The sequence below is a fragment of the Aeromicrobium sp. Root495 genome, assembly GCF_001426755.1.
Classification (GTDB): Bacteria; Actinomycetota; Actinomycetes; order Propionibacteriales; family Nocardioidaceae; genus Aeromicrobium.
In genome coordinates this window covers 188,809-200,398 of the sequence record NZ_LMFJ01000002.1, presented here as the reverse complement: position 1 = coordinate 200,398, position 11,590 = coordinate 188,809, and the positions used below count along the sequence as shown (strand labels likewise).

General features: G+C 64.5%; 12 protein-coding genes. 6 read left to right on the top strand and 6 right to left on the bottom strand.

Annotation, left to right across the window (positions count from 1 at the left end; genetic code table 11):
* Nucleotides 1-105: 105 nt before the first annotated feature.
* Nucleotides 106-360: a hypothetical protein gene (locus tag ASD11_RS15055; protein WP_056289424.1), complete on the bottom strand. Its 255-nt coding sequence runs from the start codon at nt 358-360 to the stop codon at nt 106-108.
* A 582-nt stretch (nt 361-942) separates the two neighbouring features.
* Here ASD11_RS15055 and ASD11_RS15050 point away from each other — a divergent pair.
* The 3 genes from ASD11_RS15050 (at nt 943) to ASD11_RS15040 (ending at nt 3,267) form a co-directional block, all read left to right on the top strand.
* Nucleotides 943-1,395 carry a hypothetical protein gene (locus ASD11_RS15050; RefSeq protein ID WP_056289423.1) on the top strand — a complete coding sequence of 151 codons (453 nt, stop codon included), beginning with the start codon at nt 943-945 and terminating at the stop codon, nt 1,393-1,395.
* 34 nt (nt 1,396-1,429) lie between these two features.
* Complete coding sequence (locus ASD11_RS15045; protein ID WP_056289420.1) at nt 1,430-2,566, top strand: serine/threonine-protein kinase; 1,137 nt, start codon at nt 1,430-1,432, stop codon at nt 2,564-2,566.
* A 380-nt stretch (nt 2,567-2,946) separates the two neighbouring features.
* Nucleotides 2,947-3,267: a hypothetical protein gene (locus ASD11_RS15040; RefSeq protein WP_056289416.1), complete on the top strand. Its 321-nt coding sequence runs from the start codon at nt 2,947-2,949 to the stop codon at nt 3,265-3,267.
* A gap of 152 nt (nt 3,268-3,419) precedes the next feature.
* On the opposite strand, the gene ASD11_RS15035 is transcribed toward ASD11_RS15040, so the two are convergent.
* A complete protein-coding gene (locus ASD11_RS15035; RefSeq protein WP_056289412.1) occupies nt 3,420-4,217 on the bottom strand; it encodes a metallophosphoesterase in 798 nt (265 codons plus the stop codon).
* A 605-nt stretch (nt 4,218-4,822) separates the two neighbouring features.
* Here ASD11_RS15035 and ASD11_RS15030 point away from each other — a divergent pair.
* Genes ASD11_RS15030 through ASD11_RS15020 form a run of 3 tightly spaced genes read left to right on the top strand, consistent with a single transcriptional unit; the run spans nt 4,823 to nt 8,463 of the window.
* Complete coding sequence (locus ASD11_RS15030) at nt 4,823-6,919, top strand: tetratricopeptide repeat protein (protein WP_162246504.1); 2,097 nt, start codon at nt 4,823-4,825, stop codon at nt 6,917-6,919.
* Between the two features lie 9 nt (nt 6,920-6,928).
* Nucleotides 6,929-7,510 (top strand): hypothetical protein, encoded by a 582-nt coding sequence (locus tag ASD11_RS15025; RefSeq protein ID WP_056289403.1) that lies wholly within the window; start codon nt 6,929-6,931, stop codon nt 7,508-7,510.
* Between the two features lie 2 nt (nt 7,511-7,512).
* Nucleotides 7,513-8,463: a hypothetical protein gene (locus ASD11_RS15020; protein WP_056289400.1), complete on the top strand. Its 951-nt coding sequence runs from the start codon at nt 7,513-7,515 to the stop codon at nt 8,461-8,463.
* Nucleotides 8,464-8,855: 392 nt separating this feature from the next.
* Here ASD11_RS15020 and ASD11_RS18300 read toward each other — a convergent pair whose 3' ends face one another.
* From ASD11_RS18300 to ASD11_RS15005, 4 genes are all read right to left on the bottom strand, one after another.
* Nucleotides 8,856-9,203, bottom strand: coding sequence for a hypothetical protein (locus tag ASD11_RS18300; protein ID WP_156464823.1), 348 nt, complete (start codon nt 9,201-9,203; stop codon nt 8,856-8,858).
* Between the two features lie 297 nt (nt 9,204-9,500).
* Nucleotides 9,501-10,598: a CU044_5270 family protein gene (locus ASD11_RS15015; RefSeq protein WP_056289397.1), complete on the bottom strand. Its 1,098-nt coding sequence runs from the start codon at nt 10,596-10,598 to the stop codon at nt 9,501-9,503.
* Entirely contained in the window at nt 10,595-11,134 is a 540-nt protein-coding gene (locus ASD11_RS15010; protein WP_056289394.1) for an RNA polymerase sigma factor, read from the bottom strand. The genes ASD11_RS15015 and ASD11_RS15010 overlap by 4 nt, the downstream gene beginning before the upstream one ends.
* Before the next feature lie 55 nt (nt 11,135-11,189).
* On the bottom strand, nt 11,190-11,555 hold the full coding sequence (locus ASD11_RS15005) for a peptidase inhibitor family I36 protein (protein ID WP_082554478.1): 366 nt from the start codon (nt 11,553-11,555) through the stop codon (nt 11,190-11,192).
* Nucleotides 11,556-11,590: the final 35 nt, after the last annotated feature.

Here is an 11,590-nt window from a genome sequence, read left to right as displayed (position 1 = left end):
GGGGGGGGGGGGGGGGGGGGGGGGGGGGGGGGTCGGCAGCCGTCGCGTTCTCCTCGGACTGCAGAAGAAGGTGACCGATTGCGGCCATCTCGTCGTGTGTGACAGTCACACTGAAACGAGTGCCGCCTGCGGGTAGAAGACGTTCACGTCGGACCAGAACCCGTCCTCGTCATCGTCGTCGTAGGTGATCTCACCGAAGGTCAACGACTCGGGTGGGTGTCCGGCGTCTTTCAGTGCGGCAGTCACAGCCGCGCGGATGAGTGGTCTGGCATCGAGTAGGTGCGCCTCGGGCACCACCCCGATGAGGTCCAAGAGGTTGAGTCGGGGAAGGTGCTGGGTCGACAGGCGAGAGACTGACATGATGTGCTCCGTTCGGAGTGGCGGTTGTGGCGTCGTAGGTTTCTCCGCAACGCCGTTATCGGCTCGATCACGGTGTTGCGTCCACCTCGGTGACCGGCTGGGCCGCAGACCTGTACGCGCCGGAACGGGCCGCCATTCTGTGCCTCTGACCTTGCGAGTGCACGGCCAACTCACTATGAGGAGTTCCAGACCAATCGCCGTTGTCGGCTCCTGATCGCGTGTGTTCTACTGCACTCCATGCAGCCGGGAGCACCTGCGGTTCGTTCGCATAGGACATGTGCGCCGTGAATCGGACCCTAGATCCCGGCTGTTTTCGACGACTTCTGATCTTCACTGTTGTCATCGTTGCGGGCGTCTATGTCATGAACCAAGAGGCGGCGGGCTCCTGGAGATGGGTCGCGGCCCTCGCCGTCGTCGTGTTCGTCGTCGTGTCGTGCCTTCTCGACCTGCGGAAGGGTGGGCGTAGTGACGTCCGACGCGGTGAACAACAGTGACAGCGTTCGACTTCGTTAGGGCCTGAGATAGACGAGCAGCGCAGTACGTGCTCACCTCGGGCCGCTCCGAACTGAAAGGGACAGGACAATGCTCAGAGTGCTTGGTGCGAACGCCACCGCCGGAACCCTCTGGTTCGTCATCGCTGACGACGCCGTTCTCAGTACCCCCGACACCGTCTCGTTCCAGCTCGCATCAGGAAAGTCAAGATCGGACGCCCTCAGGGCAGGCGCGGACGAACTGGCGGCGTTCCTGCAACGCCACAAGGTTGACCGCGTCGCCCTCGCCGAGCCTCAGCCAACGCAGACGACCTATCAGAGCCTGCTGGGACGGATGACAGTCGAGATTGTGCTCGAGTTCGGCGCCTCCGCCGTGGGCATCGAGCTGGAGCGGGTCTCACGGCAGCGGATCAAGGCATCACTCGGACTCGACGGCCGCGGTTCTACCAGCGACTTCGCCAAGACCTACATCGACGAGCCGCTCGCACCGCACTGGACCAAGAAGCGAGACGTTGCGGCCATGGCCGCCCTAGCATGTAGTTGAGCGCGCCGCCGCGGCCCGCGACAGGAGCAGACCGGTGGCACTGAAGGGCGAACGACTCGATCGGCCTACGTACGACATCCTCAAGTCGAGCCTGGGCAACGGCACCACGGGCGAGGTCATCCTGACCTTCCATGAGATCTTCGGCAAGGAGATTGTTCAGAAGACGGTCTCGCTCCTCGGCAACCCGGACGGGGTGGCCAAGAGTGAACCGCGTGTGCTCGAGTCGCTCGACCACCCCCATCTCATCAACGTCCGAGAAGCGCAGTGGGACCCCGAAAAGGACCTGTCGCTCGAGTGCATCACGTTCACTTCGGACTACTATCCCGGGCGGTGCATCCATCACGCCCTCAGCATCGACGGCCACCGCTTCAGCGTCGGCGACACGCTCGCGATCGTCGAGGGCATCCTCGACGCTTTGAACTACCTGCACGAGACGCGCAACCTTCTGCACCGCGACATTAAGCCGCCGAACGTCATGCTCGACGAGGCTCGTCGCCACGCATACGTGGGTGACCTGGGGTCCGCCGCCACGCGTGACGCGGCCGGGCAGGCCAAGCCCTACGGCGGGACACCGCTCTACCAGCCCCCGGAGGCCGCCGCCGGCACTCTCGACGTACGAAGCGACCTCTACGGCGTCGGCGCTGTCATGGTCGAGATGCTGAACGGCCCTCACGACTACGAGAACATCGATCGCGACAGCGTCGACCGGCGTCTGGCACTGGGCCGTCGGGCACTGCCAGACCGCTTCTACCGGCCCGCTCCGTGGGTCCCGGCACCAGTCGTCAGCGTCCTTCGCCGCCTGGTCGCCGCGAAGCCCGCGGACCGTTACCAGTCCGCGCACGAGGCACTTCGTGCCGTTCGAGACATTCGCTGCGTGAGCTGGGTCCAGGTCTCTGGCGGCGGCCTCGTCGGCTGTTGGCAGGGAAACTACCCGACCCATCTCTCGCCCGCCCAGACCCGCGTCTACCAGGTGACCGCGGCACCGGTCACGTCTGGGCGCCACGCGGGCATGGTGTCGTACGTTGCTCGTTGGCGTCACAAGGATGCTGTCGACTGGCGCAACTATGCCAGTCTCGCCACTCGTGCCCCTGAGGATGACGATCGGGCGCTCGCTGCCTTCTTCCGTGAGGTCGAGGCGAAGGCCCACTCCGCGCCGACCTCGCGTAGGTAGTCGATCTCGGCCGGCGTCATGCCCATCATCAGACGTCGTGAGTGTGCCGTACCGGCATCTGTGACTAGATAGACCGCTTCTTGGCCGTCAGTCGCTACCGCCATGAGCCCCTGTCCCACCGCTTCCCAGACTGCCGGAGTCACCCCATCGGTACGGCGACCGACTGCCGCGTCCGGTGCCGAAGGGCGCCTGCCGCCGAACCTGTTCCACAGCTGATCTGTCACCTCGTCCTCTCGGCCGTCCAGGCCAGCGAGGGCAGAGTGCAGGTCCCTGTGGTCACGCGCAGGTAGACCATCCACGGAGCCAGCAGTCATAATGGCGACCACCAGATCAGACAGACCTTTAACAGACATATGTCTATTCTAGGATCGAGTACCCACATGAACGACGAACGGCACAGCGTGTCGAGCGGCGATCGACTGCGCGACTCGAAGGACAAGCAGGTGGGCATTCGCTGGCCCATCGCCCTCGACCAGCGTCTCGACGACCTAGTCGAGCGAGCCAACAACGCGGGTGCCAGCACCACCCGCCGGGAGACGATCGCAGCGATCCTTCTCGTGGCCGACCACACCGGAGAGGAGCTCGTTGAGATCTTGATCTCCTACCGGAGGGCGCTGGTCCGAGACGCCCTGCTCGAAGTCTCGGATGCAGACGTCATCCAGTTCAAGGCACACCGTCCTGGGCCCAGAGGGTCCAGCTGACGCAGCGGAACTCACCGCAGGAAGCATGACGGTCAGCCTCAACCAGCGCGGACGGCAGCAACGGCGGGCCGCAGCCTCCATGCGTCAGATCGCCTACGAGGTCGAGGTGACCATCGACCGCCTGGCTGAACCCTGACGGGCGAGGCTCCGCATCAGATGATCTCGACCCGCAACCGCTCAGGGCCACCTCCGAGATGCAGCACCGCCGCGTTGCGGGGCATGTCGTCGGCCGCAAGAGCCACAATCTCCGTCTCGAAGTTTGCTTGGGCAAGCTGCACGTGTGACCGGTCGTGGACGTGGTGGTGCCCGTGGAGAAGCAGACGTGGGCGGACAGAAGCAAAGGCCCGAGTGAGGCGGTCGCGACCGACCCCCGCGTACTCAAGAGTCTCCGCGTCCAGCCGGTGCGGATTGCTGTCGACGATCCGTTGGACAGACGGGGTAAGCGGGTCCGGCGCGTCGTGAGCCAGCATGACGTCGGCGTGGCCGGCACCAATGACGCGCTCGACGTCGTCATTGGTGATCTGCTCGTCAGCCCACCAGCTTCGTCCTGGCGTGAGGCGCTCTCGATTGACTGAGGGCGCGCCGCCCAGTGACACGAAGTCGACAGAGTGCCAGGCCCAACGGTGGCCTCTGGGGATGAACGCGACGCGTTCGCCGAACCAGAGGAGTCCATGGGGCCCGGGCCTCTTCGCATTGAGGCGGTCCCAGTTCTCGTGGTTCCCCGGGGTGATGAGCCAGGTCTGTTCGTGTTTCTGGAGCCATCTGTCCGTGCGAATCAGCCGGCCCTTGGACACACGGGGGTCCCCGACGCCGAGATGGAAGTCGCCGAGGTGGAGCACGGTCGTGATCCCTGCTTCGGCAAACTTCGAGATGCGGTCGAAGACCCAGGGCTGATTGCCCTCGGTGTCCCCGAGGACGCCCACGAGGGCGGCGCCGTCGAGCGGGATCATGTGGTCAGGCTCGCACGTTTGACAACCGCTATACGGAGGTGGGTGCGGGTGAGGCGCCCTGAGCACGGGCCCGCACGGGCCGCCTTCAGGTCTTTGCAGCAGCGCGGATCACCGCTCTTAGGCCAAACTCGATGTCATCAACTCATCACAGAGTGTTAGCGGGGGCGTGAGGTTGGAGAGGGCTTCACGCGGCGGGCCGTCCTCTGAGGATCCCGCTGATGGGCCGCTCCGACACCTACGTCTCCTGCGAAAAGGCTGCGCGCCCAACTTCGCCGGCCGAGACAGCCAGCCAGGGCACGTCGCGACCGTGCTCGCCGACCACCCGTTGAGGCACGGAACTTCCTCGGCGGACCGACCCCGCGGAGGGGCCAACAGCGATAATCTCGCTCAACGCTCGGTCAGCGACGATCGCACGTGAGCTGGGAGGACGATTGAACGACACTGGCTCCGGTCAGCCTGCTGCAACACCGTCGGTGTTCGGCCGGAACTCTCTGGTCTCCGATCTTCTACCAGCGTCAACGCTAGGCCCCGTCGTGCTTCTTTTGGGGCCTTCCGGCGTAGGGAAGTCAGCCGTACTGCGGGAACTTGGTGGTCGCGCGCCCTCGGTGTGTGTCCACTTCGAGGTTTCCAGCGGAATCGCAACGCCATCAAACCTTGCCCACGCGGTGTCCGCCGCTGTCCTTCAGTTCCTCGCCGAACAGGACCAAGTCGACCTGAAGCAGATGGGCGTAGCCATAGCAACAGGCGTGGGGAGTCGTGTGGGAGCGATCGCCGTGGCTGCTCTTCTCGACGGTGTGAAGGCCGTCGCTCCGGCCCTCTCAAACGTCGTGACAGAGTTGATCGAGAGCGCGGCGTCCGACGTCAACTGGACGGAAATCGACGGCGAGGCCACAGCGCTCCGAAACATCAGTGAAGAGGACACGACAGCTGCCCTGACGGCACTCATCGGATCGATCGCGTCTCAGTATTCGCAGGGAATCATCGTTGTCGACCAGGTGGAAAGGGCGTCCGAAGGCCTGTCCTCATCCCTTATCGCGGTCGCCCGACACGTGCCCGACACTTGGCGCCTCGTTCTCGCTCTCAACGACGAGATGCCCGCGGGGAGCGCCTGGCTACGAAACTTCTGGCCGGACCTCGCCTACGAACGGGCAACCTCCGTGCCGGTCGAGCCGCTCCGGGCACCCGCCGTGCAGGCCTGGTACACCAGCGTCCGTGGGTCCGCGCCAGCGCCTGCGGACGTCGAGAACGCGATCACGTGGACCCAGGGGCGCCCTCTGTTGCTCGAGGAGTGGATTACCGGCCGGACCGACCTGGCTGGCCTGAAGAGCACCCTGACTCGAGTTGGCCCCTACTACAAGACGAGAATCGACGCCCTGCCATCGGCTGCTCGAGCCCTCCTTCGGAGACTCGCGCTCTTCCCGGTCGGAACACGGTTCGGCTTCGATCTCGTTCGGGCTCTCTCAGGCGAGGACGATCCAGAGTCCGCCTACGAGGTGGTAAACGAGCTCGTCGGAGAACTGTTCCTCGTCACGGACCTCTCGCCGCAGACCAACGACACGCAGTACCTCTTCCGTCACGACACGATCCATCTCCACACCCTGACCGGCGCGCCCGCCCAGGTCGTCCGAGACCTGGCCACGAAGACGCACGAAATCCTCAAGACCTGCCCTCTGCCTCAACCAGAACTCAACTCCTGGTCCATGGCACGTCTTGCTGTCGCAGCAGGCGAATCCGACGACGGTCCCAGGATTGCTGCAGAAGCCTGCCGGGCACTCATGGCTGCCAGGTCGTTCGTCGACGCGGAACATCTTGCACGGTCGGCCATCGAAGCCTTCCCCCACGCCGAACTCGACGAACTCAGACTGGCCCACGCGGACGCGCAGAACGGAATGGGCGACTACGAGGCTGCGCTGGCTTCCCTCGAGATGATCGGCCAACCCACTGCGGACGTGTGGCTTTCCAAGGGCAGAGCCCTGCTCCGGCTAAACCGGTACGGGCCATCGCAGGAAGCGCTCCAGAAAGCGTGGGCCTCGTTCCCTGCGAAAAGCGTAGGCACCAGCGCAGCGCAGCGAGAGTTGATCACCATCAAGCGTGACTTGGGCAACTATGTCGATGCCGTCCACAGCAGTCGCGTCCTGCTCAGTGGACTGAGCGACGAATCGTCCGACGCAGAACGAGCCGGAGTGCTACGAGCCCTGGCCCGCTCCCTGGCCCTAGCCGGGGACAACGAAGCAGTGATCTATGCCAACAGCGCACTCGAACTCGGCCGCCAGCTAGGAATCGGGCCAGAATCCACAGGACTGCTGACCCTGGGGGAGGCGTTGAGACACTCCGGCGACCCGGCCAGTGCCCTGGAAGCGTACAGAGAATCAGCAGACCTGAGCCTGTCTACCGGAAACCGGGACTGCTACCTCTGGGCAGTCCTCGGAGCAAGCGACAGCCTCCGTCTCCTCGGTCGACCGGAGGACTCCCGAAGAGAGGCAGAACCCGCCACGACTCTGCTGAAGTCGAGCGCGACGACGCATCCTCTGGAGTCCCTGCATTTCGACCTGCTCGAGGCAGCGACGGCGCTAGGCGAGCGAACAGGGTCCTTCGACCACGATCAGCTCGCAAGCGCGTACGCCGACCTCGAAATCTCATGGCCGTCCGAACTGCTCCAGATGAGCGCAACCGACATTCGCCAGACACCGCTGCCCTTCTAGGAGACACAGATGACAGACATCACGACGACCGGCCCAATCGAGATCGCGGTTCCTGGCGGGCGACTCAAGCTCAAACACGTCACCGACGGAAGCAGGGAAGGAGTGCTGGCCATCGGCGAACGCACCGGTCCGGGCCCACTGCTGGTCCGAATCCAGAGCTCGTGTGTGTTCAGCGAGAGTTTCGGCGCCATCGACTGCGACTGCGCGAGTCAACTCAACGAGAGCCTGTCGATCATCCGCGAGCACGGTGGATATGTCCTCTACCTGTACGAGGAAGGACGAGGCGCGGGCCTTCAGAACAAGGTGAAGGCGATCGAGCTCCAGCAGAACAAGGGTCACGACACCGCCGCCGCGTTCGACCAGATCGGGTTCGTGCCGGACCCTCGGGACTACCGGTTTGCAGTCGCCGCCATCAGGGCGGAGGTGGGCGACGACGAGATCATCCTGCTGACAAACAACCCGTCGCGCCGCACAGCGCTCATCGAGGGTGGACTGAACATCGAATCCTCGCGAAACTTAGTCGTGAGAACCCCGTCCACAGCCGAGTATCTAGAAGAGAAGGCCCGAGTGCTGGGCCACGAAACGGACTAACCGTGGCTCTTCGAGAGTGGCGAGTAGACCCGATCCAGTCGTTCCTTCACGGCACCGACCTTGCCGAGAAGGTCGGATCCGCCGACCCGGGGCGACGCGACAAGGAAAGGACGCCGGCAGACGCCTGGGCAGAGGCGGTGTTCGTCGCCATCTGTCACTCGACAAACTGGGACAAGCTCCGGTCCGCCATCATGACCGCCTCGGCATCCGACCCACATAGTGTCAGCCCGCCTGCGCTGGTAAACCTCAGCCCAGACGGGTTCATGACCCTGACTGGCCTGGCGCATCCACTCGAAGACGAGTCTTCGCGTCGCAGGCTCGAGATCCTGCACGAACTTGGAAAGGAGGCCGTGCCATCCGGTCTTTGGAGCCTCGCCAAGGCCACACAGTCTCTAGAGGTGCTCTTGCAGGGGGAGACGGGCGCGTACGCGGTCCTGGCCAGGGTGAGCGCCTTCAACGGGGATCCCCTCCAGAAGAAGTCACGAGTCCTTATCCACCAATGGCTCAATGCACACGACTTCACCTTCACGGACAGTGAGAACGTCCGCCCTGCGATCGACTACCACCTAATCCGGCTGTACATGCGGACCGGCCGCATTCAGCCGCGACACCGGCGATCGTTCCAGCACTTCTCCGACGGGCGCCCCGTTGCAGAGCGCGAGCTCACCGCGATGAGGAGCGCCGTGGAGTCTGCGCTCTACTACACCGCGAGCGGGGCCGACGTCACCGTTGACCACCTGAATCACCTCGAATGGCAGATCGCGCGCTCGTTCTGTACCCGGGAGGAGGCGAGATGTTCCGAGGGTCCGATCCCGTCAAAGCCGGTGGATGTCGCCCTGGCCGTGGCATCGGACAGAACCGGTGGGTGTCCTTACAACCAGGTCTGCAGGGGTGCGCGGGCCCCAGACATGCGAGCACTAGTGGAGCCGCAATCCATCGACGAACACTACTGACGAAAGTCTGCTGAATGCGAAGTCTTGGGCGATGCCCGGCCACCGTAGGCGACCATTCTCGGCGTGGAAGTCGATCGCTGCCGTCGATTCGACCTGCCTAAAGGCAATGCTGAGCCGTTCTGTTCGGGGCGCGTTGAAGACCGGGTACGAGGACCTTCCCGGGCAGCATCTGCTCGAAAAGGCCGCCGAGGACGCAGGCGGCACCACTTCTGATCAGGGCTGACAGTCTCCTCGGACTCAGGGCCCCCGACTTCCGCCATCGCGTCCGGGCCTCCGGCGCCGGCCACGCCAACGACACGGGAGGCCCTCCAGTGGGGTATTCCCTGAGGGACGTCGAAGGACTCCGACAGCAGACAGCCCCCGTCGGTCCCGAAGGCACCGCCCTACCTCGATCATTTCGGCTCCAGACAGGCCGCCAAGGTGTTCAGGTGTGGACTCACGGCGGATGTCCACCCGTCCACGACCTGCTCAGCGGCGAGCTCTAGACCCAGCACATCCTGCTTGGCCGCCCCGCAGTCGTCTTGGTGCAGCTGGCGGTCGGTCAGCGCAGCGGCCAAGGCCGCCACCCGTCGGTCCAGTTCGCGAACCTGCTTCAGAGTCTCCGGACCGAACGACAGCACGCGGCTGGAAGCGTTTCGGTTCAGCCATGCGTTCCGGGTCGAGCGATGATAGGGACAGAACCGCTGTCGTTTGGAGATTACGCGTGGGCAGCACAGGCAGAAGTTGATCAGCCCGTTCACCGACAGCCGTGGGGGAAGCGATCGTCCGTGGCCAGGGTTGGGAAGGTTCTCGATTGTCGACTCAGGTCTGGACGGTGCAAGTTCCGAGCCCCAAGAAGGGCGGTGAGTGGAACCGGGTGCGGGCATAGGAGCGGCCGTAGTCACGGGGCCTCCTGGGGTGAGGGAAGGCGGGCTTCACTGCTCGTCCCAGAAGGGCGTCGTCGATCACGCCGAGACAAGAACTTTTCTTGCGTCGTTGGTCGATCCGTCGCGTTCCGCCGACCGGGCGTCGCTGCCGGCGATCGCCGAGGAGGGAAACTACTCGGGTGCGGACTCGGTCAGACGCGAGTCCAACGATGTTGAGAACGACAGGACCGAGGGGGGCTTCACGTCGAGGTCAGGGTCAGTCTTGATCAGGATCTCCTCGTAACCGAGGATCTGGCCGTCGTCGAGACTCCCGAAGAGAAGGTGCCGGATCTCCGGCTCGTCGGAAGAGACCAGCGAGATGGCGACAGCGTCTCGACCTGCGCGGTCCTCGACCGACCCGAGAGTCCGGAAACCTGCCTCGCCGTCGAGCATTTGCCAGAGGGCCGCCGTCAGGCTCGCGGGTAGGACGTAGGTCTGGGTGAGCTCGACGACCTGCCGGTAGAGGCAGAGAGACCTAACGTCACCCTTCGTCGTTGACTCGCACTGACCGTGGGCGACCAGCGCTGACGCTAGGGCTGCGGGGTCGGTCGGCAGGGAGCGGGCGAAGCCGGCATCCACAGATCCGGCTTCGAGGGTCTCGTTCACCAACTGCTTGCCGCGGCCGGGCAGGACACCACGCCCGTCCGCTCTGAGCGCCTGGCCCACGAACTCCTTGGTCGTGAGTGATCCGTCTGGCCTCAGCCAGGTCTCGCTGACTCGCGGGACGATCTTCGACGTGCCGTTGTCGTCCTGGTCCGCGTACCAGTTGTCGGTCTTCTTGTACTGGATCGTTCCCGCACCGGGTATTGATGGACTGGCACCGTCGGCGGCATCCGAGAGCAGCTTCAGGATTGGGGTGGGGTTCTTACCCGGGGCGTAGGCGATTCGGGTCGCGGCGGCGAACTCGAAGTCCAGAACCGGTGGGGCGTCGGCGGCGGCGGGAGATCCGCCGGGCCGAGCGATTCCGAAGACAAGTGCTGCACTCGCGGCCGCGGTCCCGACCGCCACCAGGACTGCCCGCCGTCGCCGACGAAGCGGGCGAGGCGGTGCAAGGTCCTGCTCCTGTTCCTCGCGTTCGCGGTCCTGACGTTTCATCCGTGCGATGAAGTCGTCGGGCGACTCGAGTTGGGCGGCCAGGTCACCGAGGTCGCCGGACCCGAACCCAAGTTCCTCCGCCTCCCGCCGGAAGAGCTCGAGAGCGTCATCAGCGTCCTTGTCGGGGGAAGTCATCTCGTTGCACCTCCTGAGGTGGACGCGTTGTCTGGCGGGTCTAGTTCCTGCAGCTCTCGGAGCCTCTGACGTAGTCGGTTCACGCGGCTGGTGAAAGCCGAGGTCGATATCCCGAGAACTTGTGCTCCGTCCTGCGGGGAGAGTTCTCGGAAGAAGGCTACGTCGAACAGAAGTTTCTCGGCCGGCGACAGGGCTCGGTAAACACGCCGCCCCGCGTCGCTGTCCACGACCACTCGGGCCACGTCCTCGCCGGTGGAGGCGGGATGTGGCCCGAGCCAGTCCTCGGTGAATCGGTTGTCGTGATGTTTACGGCTTCGTCGTTCCAGTTCCTGGAGGACCTTGTTCTTGGCGATCCCGACAATCCAGGCCGCCCACTTCGTTCGGTCGTCGGGGAACTCGGCCCGCTTGCGCCAGGCGACTTCGAACGTCTCGGAGACGACGTCCTTCGCCGCCTCGCGTCCCACGCGACGCACCGCGAAGGCGAGAACAGGTTCGCGAAGGGCAGCGTAGAGGTCAGCGAAGTCCTCCTCGATCACGCGTTGACGATAACCTCCGTCGGGTTCGTTTTTGGTCGGTCCGACCAGAAACCCCTCAGCAGTTGGTCACAGTCGCTAGGTAGGCGGCTTGGGCGTCCTCCTGCCATCCGCTGGTGTTGCTGTTCGAGCCCCCCGGGTTGATGCACAGGTACGAGCCGTCGCCAGCTGCGTCCTGGTGCAGCCAGGTCCGCTTCGTTCGGTTGTTGTAGTAGGACTGTGTCGCTCCGGACGTGATGGGGCGGTACGAGTTGGTGGCGGCGAACTTCTGGAAGCCGCCCTTGAAGTTGGTCTCGGACCAGACGCAGAAGTACCCGGAGGGGCACTGCGACATGGAGGCGTTTGCGGCCAAGGGCAGGAGGGTGAAGGTGGCTCCGACGATGATCGAGAAGGCCACTCGGACAGGCGAGAATATGTTCTTCATGCCGGTTCGTCGGCATGGAGATCACGCGATCACCG